The sequence below is a fragment of the Ottowia thiooxydans genome, assembly GCF_040548795.1.
Classification (GTDB): domain Bacteria; phylum Pseudomonadota; class Gammaproteobacteria; order Burkholderiales; family Burkholderiaceae_C; genus Ottowia; species Ottowia thiooxydans_A.
On sequence record NZ_JBEPSH010000008.1, the window covers coordinates 72,673 to 90,758 of the forward strand.

The 18,086-nt window shown below is 57.8% G+C and carries 16 protein-coding genes; 8 read left to right on the forward strand and 8 right to left on the reverse strand.

Annotation, left to right across the window (positions count from 1 at the left end; genetic code table 11):
- Positions 1–3 precede the first annotated feature (3 nt).
- Positions 4–384, forward strand: a complete 381-nt coding sequence (gene crcB / locus ABIE13_RS19615) for a fluoride efflux transporter CrcB (protein WP_354446567.1) — start codon at positions 4–6, stop codon at positions 382–384.
- Here the strand turns inward: crcB and ABIE13_RS19620 are convergent.
- Positions 371–1,138: a TOBE domain-containing protein gene (locus ABIE13_RS19620; RefSeq protein WP_354446569.1), complete on the reverse strand. Its 768-nt coding sequence runs from the start codon at positions 1,136–1,138 to the stop codon at positions 371–373. The two genes, crcB and ABIE13_RS19620, sit on opposite strands and share 14 nt — an antisense overlap.
- Before the next feature lie 176 nt (positions 1,139–1,314).
- On the opposite strand from ABIE13_RS19620, the gene modA reads away from it, so the two are divergent.
- The 5 genes from modA (at position 1,315) to ABIE13_RS19645 (ending at position 6,654) form a co-directional block, all read left to right on the forward strand.
- On the forward strand, positions 1,315–2,073 hold the full coding sequence (gene modA / locus ABIE13_RS19625; protein WP_354446571.1) for a molybdate ABC transporter substrate-binding protein: 759 nt from the start codon (positions 1,315–1,317) through the stop codon (positions 2,071–2,073).
- Between the two features lie 58 nt (positions 2,074–2,131).
- Positions 2,132–2,809, forward strand: a complete 678-nt coding sequence (gene modB, locus ABIE13_RS19630) for a molybdate ABC transporter permease subunit (protein WP_354446573.1) — start codon at positions 2,132–2,134, stop codon at positions 2,807–2,809.
- A gap of 32 nt (positions 2,810–2,841) precedes the next feature.
- Complete coding sequence (gene modC, locus ABIE13_RS19635) at positions 2,842–3,933, forward strand: molybdenum ABC transporter ATP-binding protein (RefSeq protein ID WP_354447140.1); 1,092 nt, start codon at positions 2,842–2,844, stop codon at positions 3,931–3,933.
- Between the two features lie 222 nt (positions 3,934–4,155).
- Positions 4,156–4,794, forward strand: a complete 639-nt coding sequence (locus tag ABIE13_RS19640; protein ID WP_354446575.1) for a TRAP transporter small permease subunit — start codon at positions 4,156–4,158, stop codon at positions 4,792–4,794.
- An 18-nt stretch (positions 4,795–4,812) separates the two neighbouring features.
- Positions 4,813–6,654, forward strand: coding sequence for a TRAP transporter large permease (locus tag ABIE13_RS19645; protein ID WP_354446576.1), 1,842 nt, complete (start codon positions 4,813–4,815; stop codon positions 6,652–6,654).
- A 177-nt stretch (positions 6,655–6,831) separates the two neighbouring features.
- Here the strand turns inward: ABIE13_RS19645 and ABIE13_RS19650 are convergent, their stop codons facing one another.
- The 4 genes from ABIE13_RS19650 to xseB form a co-directional block, all read right to left on the reverse strand.
- Positions 6,832–7,914, reverse strand: a complete 1,083-nt coding sequence (locus tag ABIE13_RS19650; RefSeq protein ID WP_354446578.1) for a TRAP transporter substrate-binding protein — start codon at positions 7,912–7,914, stop codon at positions 6,832–6,834.
- A 326-nt stretch (positions 7,915–8,240) separates the two neighbouring features.
- Entirely contained in the window at positions 8,241–10,130 is a 1,890-nt protein-coding gene (dxs, locus tag ABIE13_RS19655) for a 1-deoxy-D-xylulose-5-phosphate synthase (protein ID WP_436278448.1), read from the reverse strand.
- 136 nt (positions 10,131–10,266) lie between these two features.
- The gene (locus tag ABIE13_RS19660; protein WP_354446580.1) at positions 10,267–11,169 is read right to left on the reverse strand and encodes a polyprenyl synthetase family protein; all 903 of its coding nucleotides are present in this window, start codon (positions 11,167–11,169) and stop codon (positions 10,267–10,269) included.
- A complete protein-coding gene (xseB, locus tag ABIE13_RS19665; RefSeq protein ID WP_354446582.1) occupies positions 11,166–11,408 on the reverse strand; it encodes an exodeoxyribonuclease VII small subunit in 243 nt (80 codons plus the stop codon). The genes ABIE13_RS19660 and xseB overlap by 4 nt, the downstream gene beginning before the upstream one ends.
- Positions 11,409–11,800: 392 nt before the next feature.
- Here xseB and ABIE13_RS19670 point away from each other — a divergent pair, with 392 nt between their 5' ends.
- A complete protein-coding gene (locus tag ABIE13_RS19670) occupies positions 11,801–12,937 on the forward strand; it encodes an aromatic ring-hydroxylating oxygenase subunit alpha (RefSeq protein ID WP_354446584.1) in 1,137 nt (378 codons plus the stop codon).
- A 67-nt stretch (positions 12,938–13,004) separates the two neighbouring features.
- A complete protein-coding gene (locus ABIE13_RS19675; RefSeq protein WP_354446585.1) occupies positions 13,005–13,892 on the forward strand; it encodes a DMT family transporter in 888 nt (295 codons plus the stop codon).
- A gap of 72 nt (positions 13,893–13,964) precedes the next feature.
- Here ABIE13_RS19675 and ABIE13_RS19680 read toward each other — a convergent pair whose 3' ends face one another.
- The 3 genes from ABIE13_RS19680 to ABIE13_RS19690 all read right to left on the reverse strand — a co-directional run bounded on the left by ABIE13_RS19680 (position 13,965) and on the right by ABIE13_RS19690 (position 17,983).
- Positions 13,965–15,593, reverse strand: a complete 1,629-nt coding sequence (locus tag ABIE13_RS19680; protein WP_354446587.1) for an IPTL-CTERM sorting domain-containing protein — start codon at positions 15,591–15,593, stop codon at positions 13,965–13,967.
- Positions 15,594–16,024: 431 nt separating this feature from the next.
- Entirely contained in the window at positions 16,025–16,984 is a 960-nt protein-coding gene (locus ABIE13_RS19685; RefSeq protein ID WP_354446589.1) for a ZIP family metal transporter, read from the reverse strand.
- An 84-nt stretch (positions 16,985–17,068) separates the two neighbouring features.
- Positions 17,069–17,983: a dienelactone hydrolase family protein gene (locus tag ABIE13_RS19690; RefSeq protein WP_354446591.1), complete on the reverse strand. Its 915-nt coding sequence runs from the start codon at positions 17,981–17,983 to the stop codon at positions 17,069–17,071.
- Between the last annotated feature and the right edge of the window lie 103 nt (positions 17,984–18,086).

Genomic DNA, 18,086 nt, shown 5'->3' on the forward strand with positions numbered 1-18,086 from the left:
CTCATGCAAGCCGTCATCGCGATCTGCCTGGGCGCCTGCGTAGGCGCTCTCGCGAGATGGCAGCTTGGCCTCTGGATGAACCAGCCGGGCGCCTGGATGCCCTGGGGAACCTTGGCGGCCAATCTGATAGGCGGCTATCTGATCGGTATCTGCGTGGCGATTTTTCATCACCACCCTGAGATAGACCCTGTGTGGCGCCTGGCTTTGATAACCGGCTTTCTGGGCGCTCTGACCACCTTTTCCAGCTTCAGCGCCGAAGTGGTCGACATGCTGCTGCAACAACGCTATCCACAAGCCTTGGGTACCGTTATCCTGCACTTGGCGGGCTCGCTGCTGATGACCGTTGCCGGCCTCAAGTCAGTATTGCTCATCATTGCAAAGTAGAGCCCAGTGCCAGCACTACGGCACTCGCCTCAATCCAGGCCCTGGCTTTGCTCCCTACCCGCAAACGGTTGGGACGTGCTGCAAAGCCCACCAACTGCTGGCCGGAAGCCAGCGTGATGACCACCTCATCCGTTGAAACGCCCCGAGCCACGCGCAACACCTTACCCAGCAAGGGATTAGCGGGTAGCCCAGTATTCTCCGGATCTAAAGTTTCAATACGGACAGCGGTGGCTTTGCAAAGCGCCAAAATAGACTGACCTGGTTCAAGCGAGAGTAGTTCGACACTTTCGCGAGTCACCAGGGAAACCAGCTCATGCCCTCCTGGCAGCGCCACCACTGCGTGCACCATGGGATCTCGACTTCCTGCGCTCTCCAGCCTCGCGACAGTGCAAGGTAGATGGTTGCGCATGCTGGTGCGGGGCCCGGTCAGTGCATTGAGGGAGGGCGAGTTGATTCGCTCGAACACATCACGCCGTGCGGCATCCATTTGTCCTGCCGCCTCAAGCAAGTGCACGCCAGCGGGCGTGAGCCGCGCTCCGCCACCACCGGCCCCTCCTACGCTGCTGTCCACCAGCAATTCACCAGCCAGATTGGTGAGGGTATGAATCGCCTGCCACGCTGCTTTGTAGCTAACCCCCGCAGCGCGCGCAGCTTTCGAGATAGAGCCATGCAGACCGACCAATTGCAGTATTTCAATGCGTTTGTCTGCCCGGGCGTAACCCATCGAAGAAGCTGAAAGTGGCTTTTTCTTCATAGGTTCTATTTTGCATCGGCCAAAGGGCACCGGCGATTGACACCTAAACGCTCATTTCCCGTTTTTCTCGCCAAGCTTACAAGTGAATTACACTCGCTATTCAATTACTGAATAACGCTATCCCGCGATTCCTCTGGTTTCAGCGAAATTTTCAAGAATTTGTCCAAGGAGTTTTTATGCGATCCAGCTTTCGCCGCTTGCTTACCCTGAGCGCTGCTCTCGCGTTCTCTGCTTTCTCCCATGCAGAGTCTGTGCAGATCGCAGTGGCAGCCAATTTCACTGCTCCCGCAAAGGCACTCGCGGAGATCTTCGCCAAGACCACCGGGCATGAGGCCAAGCTCTCCTTCGGTGCCACGGGTGCCTTCTACACCCAGATCAAAAATGGCGCGCCTTTTGACATCCTCCTGGCTGCCGATGATGAGCGCCCAGCCAGGCTCGAGAAAGAAGGCGATACCGTCCCCGGCTCCCGATTCACCTACGCCATTGGTCAACTGGCACTGTGGTCGGCCAAGCCTGGTTTTGTGGATGGCGAGGGCGCCGTGCTCAAGAAAGGTGGGTTCAACAAGATTGCCATTGCCAATGCCAAACTGGCCCCTTATGGTGCTGCGGCCGTCGAAACAATGGAAAAGCTGGGCCTCACCACCGCACTGCAGCCCAAACTGGTCACCGGCGAAAGCATCGGTCAGACCTATAACTTCATCGCTACGGGCAACGCAGAGCTGGGCTTTGTAGCATTGGCGCAAGTGCTTGACGGTGGCAAGCTGAAAAGCGGCTCCATGTGGGTGGTGCCTTCAAAGTATCACACCGCTATCGTTCAAGAGGCTGTCATTCTCAAGCGCGCCGCGGCCAATCCTGCAGCCAAGGCATGGATGGAGCTTTTGCGCTCGCCACGTACCAAAGATTTCATTCGAAGCTATGGCTACGAAGTGAAATAACGCCTTGTTTCCAGAAGTCTGCCAGGAAGAGATTTTCAGGTGAGGCATCATCGAGCCCATGCTTGATTCCACCAGCATCTCCGCCATTCGGCTTTCTATTGAGCTGTCGGTTCTGACGACCGCAATTTTGCTGGTGGTGGGCACCCCTCTGGCATGGTGGATCGCGCGTGGACACTCGCGCTGGCGTTTACCCGTGCGCTCCCTGGTCGCACTGCCCTTGGTGTTGCCACCCTCAGTTTTGGGGTTCTACCTTTTGGTGGGCCTGGGAAGCAACGGTCCTCTGGGTCAATTTACCCAAGCCATGGGTTGGGGTCTGCTTTCGTTTACCTTCTGGGGCCTCTTGTTAGGCTCGATGGTGTATTCACTGCCATTTGTGGTGCAGCCGCTCATTAACGCCTTCGAGTCCGTCGGAGACCGCCCTCTGGAAGCGGCCGCCACCCTGCGCGCCAGTCCCATCGACCGCTTTTGGCACGTTGCCCTACCCTTGGCGCGCCCCGGCTATCTGACTGGTGCGGTCATGGGCTTCGCGCACACACTAGGCGAATTCGGCGTGGTACTGATGATAGGCGGCAATATTCCGGACAAGACCCGCGTCATCTCCGTGCAGATCTACGATCACGTGGAAGCGCTCGAATACACCCAAGCGCACTGGTTGGCCGGCGGCATGCTTGTGTTCTCGTTTCTGGTGTTGTTGGCCTTGCATTGGGTGCAACCACGGCAGGGGCAGCGCACGTGAATTATCCAGCGTCGATTGCAGCCGCAGAGCCCTTGGAGGCAAGAGCTCGTGTCAGCTTTGGCGTGACTGCAGAGGCTTTTACGCTGGATGTCGACTTGGAACTGCCCGGCCAAGGCGTGACGGCCTTCTTCGGTCCCTCTGGCTGCGGTAAGACCACCCTCCTGCGCGCGATAGCAGGCCTGGAACACCCTGATCCGGGACGGGTGAGAGTCGGCGGCGACACCTGGCAAGACGATGGCGCCGGTATTTGGCTCCCAACTCACAAGCGCCCCTTGGGATATGTATTTCAGGAAGCGAGTCTTTTTTCGCATCTTTCGGTGCAAGGCAATCTGGACTTCGGTTTGAAGCGGGTGCCGACCAGCGAACGTCGGATTGCGCTCGATCAGGCCATTGAGCTGCTGGGAATTGGGCATCTGCTCTACCGCAGACCGGCCCAGTTATCCGGCGGTGAAAGGCAGCGCGTGGCTATCGCCCGCGCACTCGCCTCCAGTCCACGCTTGTTGCTGATGGACGAACCCCTGGCAGCCTTGGACGCGGCCCGAAAAACGGAATTGCTACCCTACTTTGAACGTCTACAGCGTGAATTAGCGTTACCCATTCTTTACGTCAGCCATTCTCTGGACGAGGTAGTACGCCTGGCCGCGCACCTTGTCCTGCTCAAGAGCGGTCGCGTACTGGCCGCCGGGTCTACCGGAAATCTGCTGACCCGGCTTGATTTGCCATTCGCTCTTGGTGAGAATGCCAGTGCAGTGATCGAGGGTGAACTGGCTGGCATCGACACCGATTGGGGTCTGCTGCAAGTGCGCTTTGGAGGCGGCATGATCCAGTGCGTCCCGGTGGGAGGGAGCAGGCCACGCCAAGTTGGCGAATCCCTTCGTCTGCGCATTCTGGCGCGCGATGTGAGTCTGACGCTCTCACCGGCGCCAGACACGAGCATACTCAACGTACTGCCAGCCGTCGTGAAATCACTTACAGAAGACGGGACTTCACAGACTTTGGTCACTCTGGATTCGGGTGGCACCACGTTGCTGGCGCGTGTGACGCGCAAATCAGCTTCGATGCTCCAGTTGGCAGTAGGGCAGCGCGTTTTCGCGCAGGTTAAAGGGGTGGCGATACTGGATTGACCGCCGACTCCCGTAAACCTCGGGGAATCCAGGATCAAAATAATCGAAAGTGCGAGAGGTTCTTCGCAATTTCTTCACGAGCACCCAAGCTCCAAGGGATACCCCGCTCACGCGAGCCATGCCGCCGTCATTACAATCGGCCACCACTTTTCACGCCAGCGTGTTCAACCAATAAAACGCTCGGCATTTCCAGACATTGCGCCACAGAAACCGGAGACCCCGATGCAAGCGCTTATCAAGTTATCCAAAGCCATTGATGGCCTCAATGCCCTTGTGGGGAAGGCTGTCATCTGGCTGATTTTTGCTGCCACGATCATCAGCGCGCTCAACGCGGTTGTACGCAAGGTGTTTAACTACAGCTCGAACGGTTATCTCGAAATGCAGTGGTATTTGTTCGCGTGGTCGTTTCTGGTTGCTGCCGGTTACACACTATTACACCGCGAGCACGTGCGGATTGACGTAGTCAACAGCAGGCTATCCAAGCGTACGCAGGTGTGGATCGACATCATTGGATTTGCTTTTTTCCTGACGCCTCTTTGCCTGGTAACCATCTATCTATGTACGCCATTACTGATAGAAAAGTACCAATCCGGAGAAATCTCCGGCAACCCGGGCGGCTTGATTCGGTGGCCCGTATGGCTGTCGATACCGATCGGCTTCACCTTGCTGATGCTGCAAGGCTGGTCGGAATTGATCAAGCGGATCGCCTTCCTGCGTGGCCAAGGTCCCGACCCCATGGGCAGGTTGACCAGTAAATCCGCTGAAGAAGAATTAGCTGAAGCCCTGCGTGTGGAAGCCATTCGCAAAGAAGCGGCCTTGGTGCAAGGCAGCACCCCCACCCCTGCCCCGCAGGCACGCTGATCGGCAGGAGCGAGATTCATGGATTTCATCGTCACCAACTTTGCCCCCATCATGTTCACGGGGCTTATTCTGTTTTTGCTCCTTGGCTTCCCAGTCGCCTTCAGCCTCGGTGCCTGTGGACTGTGTTTCGGTTTCCTGGGCATTGAGCTCGGGATTTTCCCCTCCTCCGTGATTGCCTGGCTGCCGCAGCGTCTGATAGGCATCATGGCCAACGACACGCTGCTCGCGGTACCCTTTTTCACCCTGATGGGACTGGTGCTTGAGCGAAGCGGAATGGCCGAGGATTTGCTGGATACCGTGGGTCAGGTCTTTGGCTCCATGCGCGGAGGGCTGGCGTTGGCGGTCGTTTTCGTGGGCGCGCTACTCGCAGCAACAACGGGCGTGGTGGCAGCCTCCGTGATCTCCATGGGCCTCATTTCCATGCCCATCATGCTGCGCTATGGCTACGACCGTCGTTTGGCAAGTGGCGTCATCGCCGCATCAGGCACCCTGGCGCAGATCATCCCACCCTCACTGGTTCTCATCATCATGGCCGATCAACTCGGCAAGAGCGTCGGTGACATGTACAAGGGCGCTTTCATCCCTGCTTTCATGCTCGTGGGGTTGTACGTCATATACATCCTGATTCTTGCGGTATTCCGCCCACAAGTTTTGCCAGCTCTGCCACCCGAAGCGCGAACCTTGCGCGAGCCGGATGGTAGTGCCGGGTACTCTTCGTTGGCTGTGCTGGCGGGAATATCGACCATGGTGTCGTACTTTTTGGCAAGCCATATGGCTGATGTGCATACCTGGTGGGAAGGTAAGTTGGTGGAATCCGTACCCACTGACGAAAAAGTGGTGGTGGCCATGTGCGGTGGCGTTCTGGTGGCATGGCTCATCGCCGTGTTCAACCGCGTGACCAAACTGGGCTTGCTCTCGAAGTTGGCAGAGCGCGTCACCTTCGTTTTGATACCCCCGCTGCTGCTGATTTTCCTGGTCCTGGGCACCATCTTTCTGGGTGTGGCCACACCAACTGAAGGCGGTGCAATGGGCGCGGTTGGTGCGCTTGTGATGGCTTGGATGCGGGGCCGAATGAGCTGGTCCTTGCTCAACCAGGCACTTGCCTCCACGACACGGCTCGCTTCGTTCGTGATGTTCATCCTGATTGGCGCCACGGTGTTCGGCCTGGTGTTTCAAGCCGCCGACGGTCCCAAATGGGTGGAGCACTTGTTGTCTGATCTGCCAGGAGGCCAAGTGGGCTTTCTGGTGGTGGTCAACATCATGATCTTCTTTCTGGCGTTTTTTCTGGATTACTTCGAGCTATCGTTCATCGTGGTCCCATTGCTGGCGCCCGTGGCCGATAAGCTGGGGATTGATCTCATCTGGTTTGGCGTGCTGTTGGCGGTCAATATGCAGACCTCCTTCCTGCACCCCCCGTTCGGTTTTGCCCTTTTCTTCTTGCGCTCGGTAGCACCCGACAAGCAGTATGTTGACCGCGTGACCGGCAAGATCATGGACCCGGTCACAACCATGCAAATCTACAAGGGCGCGATCCCCTTCCTGATCATGCAGTTGATGATGGTCGGCGTCCTGATTGCATTCCCAGGCCTGGTAACCGGTAGCCTGGATAAGAAGGTCGACGTCAATATGGAGGCCGTCGGCTCTCAAATGATGGACTCGTTGCGGGACAACGAAAGCTACGGAAGCGACAACCCCTTTGCAGCACAGCCCGGCGAGGCAGAAGCCACAAACGAAGAAGGCGCCGCACCAACGCCAGAGCCATCGGCAAGTGAGGTGGGCGGTAGCGGCTATGGCGCCGACGATCCCTCCAAGGCGCTTGAAGAGGCTCTGAAACCTTCTGCGGCAGCCTCAGGCAGCTAGACTGGGGAGAGTTGACTCCCTCAGCCTGTTCTCACCGCATGGCCTGGCGGCCAAATGCCACAGGCAGTATCCGGATTGAGAACAGCGCTTTCCCGATCTTAAAAGCTTAGCCCCATGCAAAAAGCCACCTTGCGGTGGCTTTTTGCATGGGGCGCCAAATGGCGCCAACTTCACAGGTCAGATCTTGACGCTGTTGATGTATTGGTTGAAAGGGAATTCCGAGAAACGGTTCCACAGGATTTGATCGCGCTGGAACGCACGCATGTCCTGGTGAATTTTCTTGAACTCGGCGGATTTGGCCTCGTGTTCTGCGAACACTTCCATGGCGCTTTTGAAGCCCGCATCAATCACGGCCTTGGGGAAGGCTTTGAGTTGAGTTTTGTTGGCTACCAAACGTTTGATAGCGATAGGGTTCACAGCCTGGTATTTGGAGGTCATGTCCATCGCCGCAACCTTGGTCGCACCGTTCAAGATGGCCTTGTTTTCAGGCGACAGCTGGTTGTATTTCTTCAGGTTAATGAAGAACTCCAGATCGGCACTGCCTTCCCACCAGCCGGGATAGTAGTAGAAAGGCGCAACCTTGTTGTAGCCCAGTTTCTCATCATCGTACGGGCCGACGAATTCGACCGCATCCAAGGTACCTTTTTCCAGCGCCTGATACACGTCACCAGCAGGCATGTTCTGCGCTACGACGCCGAGTTTGGCCATGGACTCGCCGAACACGCCGCCACCCAAACGCATTTTCAAGCCTTTGAAATCGGCCACGCTCTTGATCTCTTTGCGGTACCAGCCGCCCATCTGCGTGGTGGTGTTGCCGGCGCTCATGGTGCGGAAGTTGTACTTCTCAAAGAACGCGTCCATCAATTTGCGACCGTTTCCGTGATCTTTCCAAGCCGCCATCTGCAGCGTGGTCAAGCCAAAGGGCACGGCGCAGCTGAATGCAAAAACGGGATCCTTGCCGGTGAAATAGTAGGCCGCAGTTTGGGCCATATCAATAGTGTCTTTTTCAAGCGCATCCACCACGCCAAAAGCCGGCATCAATTCGCCAGCGGGGTGCACGGAAATCTCAAACTTGCCGCCTGACATCGCCTTGACGGTTTCAGAAAGCTTCTCAGCGCTTCCAAAGATCGTATCCAGGGATTTCGGGAAACTCGAAGCCAGACGCCAGCGAACGGCAGGCTGGGCATGAACCGCAGGCGCGACGCCGGCAGCCAATACACCGGCGATACCAGTGCGCTTGATCAGTGAACGACGATCCATTTAAATATTCTCCTCTGGGCGAAAGTAACAAGATTTTTGAGACTGACAGTGTAGTTCCGACCATGGCCAGGGGCCATTAGGGATTCACCTGCTGGTGGACTTATACCCCCCTGAGGCGCTGGCGCGCCATCCCCCTCTGGGGGACGCCACTAGCGGCCGGGCAAAGCCAGATACTAGCTACCCCCTGAGGCGCTATCGCGCCGTCCCCCTTCTGGGGACGCCACTAGCGGCCGGGCAAAGCCCGCTCCGCGGTGGCGCTTGTATGGCTTGCTCCGCAGCCATTGGATTGTGACTAATCGCCCTACGCCAAGGCGCTTAGAGGTGGGTCAGGCGACCGACTTTAGTGAGGGGGCAGCGGGGGCCAGGAGGTCGGCGAAGCGGGTCCGCACGGAAGCTTCAATGCCTTTTGCGTCGAGTCCTTGCATGGCCAGCAATTTCACTGGATCTCCATGCTCAATGAATGTGTCGGGTAAACCCAACTGAAGCAAGGGCTTCACGATACCTGCTGCCTGTAGCGCTTCACCCACAGCACTCCCTGCCCCGCCCATGATGGCGCCCTCTTCCACTGTGACCAAGGCGTCATGGCTCGCAGCGACCTGCATGAGCAGTTCTGTATCAAGGGGCTTGACCCATCGCATGTTGACCACGGTGACACCCAGGCGCTCCGCAGCTTCGAGCGCGGGATAAAGCAGGCTACCGAAGGCCAGTATGGCGACACGTGCACCTTCTCGCCGTACCTCACCCTTGCCAAATGGCAGCGGGTCAAGGCCCGGTAAAGGCTGAACGCCAACGCCCGCGCCGCGCGGATAGCGCACCGCCACAGGGTGGTCTTGTTCGTAGGCTGTCGTCAACAACTGCCGGCACTCGCGCTCATCCGCGGGGCAAGCCACGCTGACGTTCGGCACGGTACGCAGATAGGCAATGTCGTAGTTGCCTGCGTGCGTAGCGCCATCGGCACCAACGAGACCTGCACGATCAAGCGCAAAAACCACGGGTAATTTTTGAATCGCTACGTCGTGGATCAGTTGGTCATAGGCACGCTGCAGAAAGGTGGAGTAAATCGCCACCACGGGCTTCAAGCCTTCACATGCAAGCCCTGCGGCGAACGTCACGGCGTGCTGCTCTGCGATGCCGACGTCGTAATAGCGATCTGGAAATCGGCGGTGAAACTCCACCATGCCAGAGCCCTCACGCATGGCGGGTGTGATTCCGACCAGACGCTTATCTTTTTCGGCCATGTCGCACAGCCACTGCCCAAACACCTGCGTGAAGGTTTGCTTGGGCTGTGTGGCAGGGTGCACCAGGCCCACGGCAGGGTCAAATTTTCCTGGGCCGTGGTAGGCCACGGGGTCGGCCTCAGCCAGTTTGTAGCCGTGGCCCTTCTTGGTAACCACGTGCAAGAACTGAGGGCCTTCGAGTTGCTTGATGTTCTCCAGCGTAGGGATGAGCGACTCGAGATCGTGACCGTCAATAGGCCCCACGTAGTTGAAGCCGAACTTTTCAAACAGCGTGGCTGGCACCACCATGCCTTTGGCTTGCTGCTCGAGGCGGCGCGCCAATTCAAACAACGGTGGCGCCACTTTCAGGACGTTCTTGCCCACGTTCTTGGCGGCCGCATAAAACTGCCCGCTCATCAACTGAGCCAGATAGCGGTTCAGGGCACCTACCGGCGGGCTGATGGACATATCGTTGTCGTTCAGCACCACCAATAACTTGCAGTTCTCTACGCCAGCGTTGTTCAGCGCTTCAAACGCCATGCCTGCGGTCATGGCGCCATCGCCGATGATGGCGACGGCGTGACGGCCTTCACCTTTTTGCCGTGATGCCAGAGCCATGCCCAGGGCAGCGGATATGCTGGTGGAAGAGTGGGCTGTTCCGAAGGTGTCGTACTCACTTTCGGCACGTTGAGGAAAACCAGACAAGCCCCCCAGCTGACGCAGCGTAGGCATACGATCACGCCGGCCGGTCAGAATCTTGTGGGGGTAGGTCTGGTGGCCTACATCCCACACCAAACGGTCGTCGGGCGTGTTGAAGACGTAATGCAAGGCCACAGTGAGCTCTACAGTGCCGAGGTTCGAGCTGAGATGCCCGCCTGTGCGAGAGACGTTCTGCAACACGCAATCGCGCACTTCGTCTGCCACATTCTTCAATTGCCCGCGCGGTATACGCCTTAGATCAGCTGGGCTGTGGATGGTGTCGAGAAGTGGGTAGCTCATGTTCGTGATTCGTTGTGTCGCAAAGGCCCCACGCAGGGCAGCGAAGCGGGCCAGTGACGCGCGAGGGAGCCACTGCGCACGGACAGCGCAGATAGCTTGGCTGCCACGGGTAGGGCGCCGAAGGCTTGCAGGAAGCTCATTTCTTCCGTTTTACCACCAACTCAGCCAAAGAGCGTAACCGAGCCACATTGGGCAGCCCGCTCTCGAGCAAAGAGCGCTGCGCTTGCGCCAGGAGTTCGTCAGCCAGTGCTTCTGAGCGCTCCAGCCCCATCAGCGATACGTAGGTAGGCTTTTCTGCGGCAGCGTCTTTGCCCGCCGTTTTGCCAAGTACAGAGGAATCCGCAGTGACATCAAGAATATCATCGACCACCTGGAAAGCCAGGCCAATGGCGGCGCCATACTCGGCGAGCGCTGCTTGCGCCGTTGGCGGCAGGGGCGTGCGTGCGCAAGCCACCCCCATCAGCACGCTGGCTTGGAGCAAGCGCCCCGTTTTGAGTTTGTGCATGGCACGCAGCTCGGGCTCCGAGAGCGCATGGCCTACGCTGGCCAGGTCAATGGCTTGTCCACCCGCCATGCCATTGCCTCCAGCTGCGCAAGCCAATAGGCGACAAAGATCGGCCTGCATGGCCGGTGGCACTGATGAATCGCCGGGCGTGAGCAGCTCGAAAGCCAGAGCCTGCAAAGCGTCCCCGGCCAGAAGCGCAAGCGCCTCGCCAAACTGCACATGGACGGTTGGCTTGCCACGACGCAGCACATCGTTGTCCATGCAGGGCATGTCGTCGTGCACCAGAGAGTAGGCGTGGATCAACTCCACTGCGCAGGCGGCCCTGAGCGCAGCGGCCCCATGGCCGCCCGCTGCCTCACATGCCGCCAGCACCAACAAGGGCCTCAGCCGCTTGCCACCATCCAGTACGGCATAGCGCATGGACTCACCCAGCCCGGCCGGAGCGTCAGGGGAGACCCATTGCGACAAGGCATGTTCCACCGTGGACAACTGACTGGTTACCCAAGTGTCGAAATCAAGCAAGGAAAACGTCATTCCGGAGTCCATGGTTTGACCACCCCATCTTCCAGCAAGCGCACTTGATCTTCCACAGCCTGCAGGCGGTCGCGGCAGTAGGAAAGCAGTTCAGTACCTTTCTGATAATGCGCCAACAGATCTTCCAGAGGCAACTGGCCGGACTCGAGTCCGGCAATGAGCTGTTCTAGCTGCTGCACCGCATCGCCATAGCTGGCAGGTTGCGGTGTACTTTCACTGGCGTTTGAATTTTTAGGCATCGAAGGATATGGGGGCAATAGGGTATTTTAGGTCGCCTGCGCCCTGTCGGGGCTCAAAGACCTGTCTTGACGGCGCGAGGTTACGGCAACAACCAATCCAGGGCTGGAAATCTCTGGCCTCCAGGGAAGGTGAACTATCTACCCCGAAGGCCGTCCAATGGGCGTCACGTGAGTGATAGCGGGTTTTGATCGACAGAAATGCAGAACCCCGCCCGAGCATGGCAAGTGCTTGGGTTACAATCAAAAGTTCCCTTCGCTATTTCTGAAGAGCGCTGGCTTAGATGTCAGAGTTTTCGAGTTTGAAGCCGAAGGGGTTTCATGCGCCCACGCTCTTCGGATGCTCAAGCGCTTTCTTCCTGCCCCTTAATAGGGGGAGTCTGGATCGGAACACCATGTCTGATTTGAGTCTTCAATTACAGCAGGCGGCAAGCCAACTTCCCGTCTCCAGTTATTTCAACCAGGCGCTGTTTCAGCGCGAGGTAGAGCTTATCTTCCAGCAAGGCCCCCGTTACGTGGGCCATGAATTGGCCGTTCCTAATGCGGGCGATTACTTTGCCCTGCCTCAAGAGGCAGAGGGCCGCGCGTTGGTGCGCAATGCCAGTGGCGGGATAGAGCTCGTCTCCAACGTTTGCCGGCATCGCCAGGCCATCATGCTCAAGGGCCGTGGCACGCTGCAAGGCCATGGCAAGGGCCATGCTGGCGGCAACATCGTATGTCCCGTTCACCGCTGGACCTACTCGCCCAAAGGCGAATTGCTGGGCGCACCGCACTTTCAGCACGATCCCTGTCTGAACCTGAACAACTACAAGTTACGGGAATGGAACGGCTTGCTGTTTGAGGACAACGGCCGGGATATCACCGCAGATCTGGCGGGCATGGGCCCCAGGCAAGCGCTTTCCTTTGACGGATACGTTCTCGATCACGTGGAATTGCACGAGTGCAACTACAACTGGAAGACCTTCATTGAGGTCTACCTTGAGGACTATCACGTGGGCCCCTTTCACCCGGGTCTGGGCCAGTTCGTCACGTGCGACGATCTGAGCTGGGAATTCGGGCGTGAGTACTCCGTGCAGACCGTAGGCGTGGCCGGCGGCCTGAGCAAGCCCGGCAGTCCCGCTTATGAGCGCTGGCACCGTGAATTGCTCAAGTACAGAGGGGGCAAAGTGCCCTCGCACGGCGCGATCTGGTTAACTTACTACCCTCACATCATGGTGGAGTGGTATCCGCACGTTCTTACGGTTTCTACGCTGCACCCCATTAGCGTAGATAAGACCTTGAACATGGTGGAGTTCTACTACCCAGAGGAAATTGCCGCCTTCGAGCGGGAATTTGTAGAGGCGCAGCGTGCCGCGTACATGGAAACCTGCATTGAAGACGATGAAATTGCGGAGCGCATGGATGCGGGGCGCAAAGCGCTCTTCATGCGTGGGGACAATGAAGTCGGCCCCTACCAAAGCCCCATGGAAGACGGCATGCAGCACTTTCATGAATGGTATAGGCGCGCCATGGGGACCAAGCTGACGACCTGAGCTGTTGCCAGGTCACCCCCTACTCTCGCGCACTCACTGAAGTGCGCTCTTTTCACGGATTACACGCATGCATGCCGTTTGGATGATCGCTGGCTCGTTCTTTTTTGCCAGCATGAGCGTTTGCGTGAAGTTTGCCTCGCCCTATTTCAGCACGCTTGAAAACGTGTTTTACAGAGGCGTGATCGGGCTGATATTCATGGCTGTTCTTGCGCGATCACGCAAGATTTCGCTGCGCACGTCCGTGCCTATGATGCACCTCTGGCGCAACGTGATGGGTGTCACCGCCATGGCAGCTTCGTTTTACGCACTGGCTCACCTGCCCTTGGCTACGGCCATGACACTCAACTACATGAGTGGCGTGTGGGTGGCCACCTTCATCATCGCGGGCACCCTGGTCATGGGGCGCTTGACGGAGATTCGTCGACAGGGCCCTCTCGTCCTGACGGTGCTGGCAGCTTTTGCTGGGGTGATCATGCTGCTGCGTCCCACACTCGACCAAGACCAGCTTTTCGCTGGTTTGGTGGGCATGTTGTCGGGCTTGCTGGGCGCCATGGCCTACATTCAGGTTGCAGCACTCGGACGCGTCGGAGAATCTGAAACTCGTACAGTCTTTTACTTTTCTCTTGGCGGCACCGTGGCGGGCGCGGCAGGCATGCTGATTCAAGGCGCGAGCACCCTGGCTCGTGTGGAAGCCTTGTGGCTGCTCCCGATGGGCATCCTGGCGGCCTTGGGACAGCTGTGCATGACGCGAGCCTACACGCGGGGACCGGCGATTGTCGTGGCCAACCTTCAGTACACGAGCATCGTATTCGCCGCGCTCTATGGCCTGATCCTCTTCGGCGACAGCATTCCGCTCATGGGCTGGGCAGGAATGGCACTGGTCATCTGCAGCGCGATGGCGGCTACTGTTCTACGTACTCGAGCGGTGCCGAATCTCCCGGCTGAAGAGCACTGAGCAACACATCATTTAGTCATTCCTCAAGTGAGGGTCCAGCCCTCACTCGAAAAATGAACCAGTGCAAATCGCTCAGCGGAGGAAACGCCGCCGTCCTGCCAGGCCAACGATACCGAGGCTAAGGACGAACAATGCCCATTCACCAAGGGTAGGAACCGGTTCAATCCCACCTGACGAGGGTGGCACGACCGGTTGGTCATCGTTTCTCACATTCACAAGGGCAGCACTGGGCGAACCCAAAGCATAGCCATTGCCCGCCAAGAGCGTCAGGGGAGCCTGCACGTCACCATCACCCGGCGTGGTATTGGGCGTTGCCGTGATAGTGCATTGCGCCTGGCTTGCCCCCGCGGCGATTTGCGCCGTGCTGCCGCAATCGGTGGTGTATCGGGGGTTCATGCCAGGAGGGCTCAGGTTCAGCGTAATGCCACCCACGGGAGCTGGTCCATTCAAGCTGATCGTGCAAGTAGACGCATTGCCAGCAGCGTCCACGAGATCTGCCGGCGTGCAGATCACGGTCGCGAGCAGCGCGTCGTCGTTCTGGATCAAGACGTTCGCGCTCGTGGGAGTGCCCAGTTCATAGTCTGCCGTGCTGGCTGGGGTTGCAAGAGCGATATCCGCAGTCACGTCTCCGTCGCCTGGCACCGTGTTCGGCGTTGCTGTAATGGTGCATTGCGCCGTTGCCTGGCCTGCAGGAACGGAGATCGAGGTACCGCATGTGGTGCTGTAGCGGGGGTTGCCTGGAGGGGGTGTCAAGGTCACGTCTATGCCACCCACAGGCGCAGGTTGGTCCAGGGTGACCGTGCATGTGGAAACATTGGCGTCAGCATCTACCAATGTCAAAGGAGTACATTGAAGCGTCGCCTTGAGCTTGGGTAGGCAGGATGCAGCGTCTGCACTATCTGAACTTTGAGTGGTCTGGGTAGCCCCCAATGTTCCACCTGGCAAGCTCATGATGCGAGTGCCCTGTCCGTAGAAGGCCATCTTGGCAGGATCGTTAGGAAGCCGAGCTGCCGCACCAAATGGAAAAATACCAAGACCGCTTGCTAGATTTTCAACGTGTCCATCGGACAGTCTGATCCGGTAACTGGTGGAGTTACCTAAGAGTCCTGCCGCTTTGGCAACTCCGTATGCATATTCTCCTGCAGCGTCAATCGCGAAGTCACCAGACTGAGCGCCTGGGATATTGGCGTCCAGGTTCAATGTACTGAGGTACTGCGGAGGCGTTTGAGTAACATCAATCAAATACAAGCGGTTGAGGGCTCCGCCCGTCTGAAAGCTGGCAAGGTACATGACCCCCGTGATGGGATGAATGTCCGCCGCATTGAAGTTGGGACCCAAACGAAGATCGACTGCTCCATTGACCTGACTGGAAGCATCATTGGCGATAGTTCTATAGGTACCCAACCCGCTGACGATTCCGAGGTTGTCCACCCCGCTTCGGCCATAGCGCAGCATTTCGTAGTAGCGCGTATGCGTTCGCCATGTCTGATCAGTCCCTGCCCAGGTGCCTGGGTAAGTCCACGTTTCCTGGGTTCCGACAGCCCGCATCGCGTAGATGTATCCGTCTTTTCCCATGCCCGCGGCGACCGTGGCCCCTGCCATAGGGGAGCCGTCCCACTGCGACGGCGTAGGCGCGGTGGCCGCATTCCATATCGTAGTGCGCGCCACTGTGCCTGTTGCAGGTACGGTTGCGAGTTCCAAGGCTGTTGTAGGCGCGGTGTTTGCGCTTTGGGCCTCGGTGTATCGCATCAGGTAAAACGATTGCGTGTCAGCGGAGCATCGGGGTAGTGGGTTACCTGCAGCACCCCATGCTGCAGAACTCATCAAACCGAGGGCAAATACCCCGGAAACGCAGGCGGCAACCTTGCAAATTGAAACTTTAAAACTAAACATAATCCAATCCCCCACATTTACCAATTCAAACGAAAAGGCAGCGAGACCATTGGACTGTGCAAATCTCAGTTCTACAACTTGTTTGTATAACTAAAAGCAGAATAAAAGAACATTTTCACGGTTAGCAAGGTTAATTCCCACAGTTGATTTGGATCAATAAATACAACATCTTGAAACTAATTTACTAACGCAAAAAACACTCAAAATCCGCAACTTTAGGAAATCGAGCCCTGGAAATGTCAGTGCTTATGATCATGAACCTCACCTGGCGCGTGGTGATGCTCATGGATTTCACCTGCCCCGTGATGATGCTCGTGTCCGCCGCTGAGGCTGCCCACCAATATGACCAGGCCCATGCCTACAGCCAACCACGTGAGTTGAGCCAAGGTCTGCGGGGCACTTAGACGTTTTTGCAATTGCGGGATGAGGTCAGCCAGGGCGACATAGATGAAGCTGCTGCTGGCAATGACTAGAAAATAGGGTAACCAGTGCTGCAACTGCCCTACGAGCACGTAGCCTATCAGGCCACCCAACGCGGTCACGGCGCCTGCCAGCGAAACTTTGGTCAGGGCCGCCCGGCGGTTGCTGGAAGCTTGCCGCAAGACCGCCAAGTCTCCCATATGGTGCGGCACTTCGTGCGCGAGGACCGCCACAGCGGCCAGTATCCCCAGACGGGTGTCTGCCATGAATGCAGAGGCGATCAAGACACCATCGCCGAAACAATGCACCGTGTCTCCGGCAAGTACGGCCCATCCACCAGTGGCATGCGAATGATGGTGGTGATGGCTGTGAGCCTTCTCGTGTGACGCGTGGGCATGGGCATCCGTACCGTGGGGATGAGCATGTGCCGCCCCATGGCCGTGGCCTTGTGGCTGAGTGTCATCATCTTGCATGGCTTCTGCCAAAGTGGGCAAAGCCGGGGCGTGCTCATGGCCGTGGTGCCAGAGCTCTGCCTTGTCGAGCAAGAAGAAAAATATCAATCCACCCAAAAGCACCATGAACAGCGCATGCGCATCGATCTGGCTCTCGAATGCTTCAGGAAGCAAATGGGTGAACGCCGTGGCAAGCAGCGCTCCGGCTGCGAGACTCAGCATGTGCTGCGTGTAGCGAGCGAGCACGCCGAACGAAAGGGCAGCCGCAATCCAAACGCTGCCTATGCCGGCAATCAAGGTACCAAGGAGAATCGATATCAGTAACATAATTGCTCGCGGTAGATCCGCCTAGATACAAAAACAAAAAAAGCCGCTTCGGCGAAGCGGCTCGCATTCTGGCAGCAAAGCTGATCAGGACACGCCGTGCTGTTTGAACCAGGCCAATGCGCGCTTCCAACCGTCTTCGGCAGGCTCTTTGCGAAAGCTTGGACGGTAGTCGGCGTGGAAAGCATGCGGCGCATCCGGATAAACCACGAACTGCGATTCCTTGGCGGCCGCATTGCCTTGCCCACCAGCTTTGGCCAATGCAGCTTTCATCTTATCAATCGTGTCAAGTGGTATTCCGGTGTCGGCCGCACCATAGAGACCCAAGACTGGCCCTTTGAGCTTTTCCGCGACATCGACAGGATTGGCGGGAGTCAGTGTGGTCGTGTCGCCCACCAGACGGCCATACCATGCCACACCGGCCTTTACCTTGGGATTGTGGGCAGCATAGAGCCAAGTCTGGCGCCCTCCCCAACAAAACCCCGTGACGCCGAGTTTGTCAACATTGCCCCCATTGGCAGCCGCCCAGGCCACCGTAGCATCCAGATCGCCCGAGACCTGAGCATCGGGCACTTTGGAGATCACTTCGCTCATGAGCTTGGCCATTTCGCCGTAACTTTGCGCATCACCTTGGCGCACGAACAGTTCGGGCGCGATCGCCAGGTAGCCCGCCTTGGCGAAGCGGCGCGCTGTATCGGCAATGTATTCATGCACACCAAAAATCTCGGAAAGCACCAACACGACGGGCAGGTTGGCCTTGCCGGCTGGGCGCGCCCGGTACGCAGGCATCTTGAATCCTGCGACATCGATCATGACCTCCCCCGATTCCAGACCGTCTGCGCTGGTCTTGATGGCTGTCTGCGCCATGGTGGGCAGAGTCGAGGCGGCGTATCCCACACCCACAGTCAACTTGAGCGCGGTGCGGCGACTGGGTTCGCTGGTCTGAGCGGGGGTAACAGACATCAGAGCCTGGGCATCAAGAAGGTGATCGGTCTTCAACATATGGCGCACTCCTAAGTGGGTAACAAACACTGCAGTCTAGCGGGGATAGCGCATCATGACGACCCTCCGGCGAATTGGCTGCCAACCGCGGCCACGCGTGCTA

What these genes read in the sequence shown, in the direction of transcription:
- ABIE13_RS19690 (WP_354446591.1), bottom strand. Translation starts at nt 17,983, where the DNA reads ATGTTGAAGACCGATCACCTTCTTGATGCCCAGGCTCTGATGTCTGTT.
- xseB (WP_354446582.1), bottom strand. Translation starts at nt 11,408, where the DNA reads ATGCCTAAAAATTCAAACGCCAGTGAAAGTACACCGCAACCTGCCAGC.
- crcB (WP_354446567.1), top strand. Translation starts at nt 4, where the DNA reads ATGCAAGCCGTCATCGCGATCTGCCTGGGCGCCTGCGTAGGCGCTCTC.
- ABIE13_RS19620 (WP_354446569.1), bottom strand. Translation starts at nt 1,138, where the DNA reads ATGAAGAAAAAGCCACTTTCAGCTTCTTCGATGGGTTACGCCCGGGCA.
- ABIE13_RS19640 (WP_354446575.1), top strand. Translation starts at nt 4,156, where the DNA reads ATGCAAGCGCTTATCAAGTTATCCAAAGCCATTGATGGCCTCAATGCC.
- ABIE13_RS19675 (WP_354446585.1), top strand. Translation starts at nt 13,005, where the DNA reads ATGCATGCCGTTTGGATGATCGCTGGCTCGTTCTTTTTTGCCAGCATG.
- modB (WP_354446573.1), top strand. Translation starts at nt 2,132, where the DNA reads ATGCTTGATTCCACCAGCATCTCCGCCATTCGGCTTTCTATTGAGCTG.
- dxs (WP_436278448.1), bottom strand. Translation starts at nt 10,130, where the DNA reads ATGAGCTACCCACTTCTCGACACCATCCACAGCCCAGCTGATCTAAGG.
- ABIE13_RS19650 (WP_354446578.1), bottom strand. Translation starts at nt 7,914, where the DNA reads ATGGATCGTCGTTCACTGATCAAGCGCACTGGTATCGCCGGTGTATTG.
- ABIE13_RS19685 (WP_354446589.1), bottom strand. Translation starts at nt 16,984, where the DNA reads ATGTTACTGATATCGATTCTCCTTGGTACCTTGATTGCCGGCATAGGC.
- ABIE13_RS19670 (WP_354446584.1), top strand. Translation starts at nt 11,801, where the DNA reads ATGTCTGATTTGAGTCTTCAATTACAGCAGGCGGCAAGCCAACTTCCC.
- ABIE13_RS19660 (WP_354446580.1), bottom strand. Translation starts at nt 11,169, where the DNA reads ATGACGTTTTCCTTGCTTGATTTCGACACTTGGGTAACCAGTCAGTTG.
- ABIE13_RS19645 (WP_354446576.1), top strand. Translation starts at nt 4,813, where the DNA reads ATGGATTTCATCGTCACCAACTTTGCCCCCATCATGTTCACGGGGCTT.
- modA (WP_354446571.1), top strand. Translation starts at nt 1,315, where the DNA reads ATGCGATCCAGCTTTCGCCGCTTGCTTACCCTGAGCGCTGCTCTCGCG.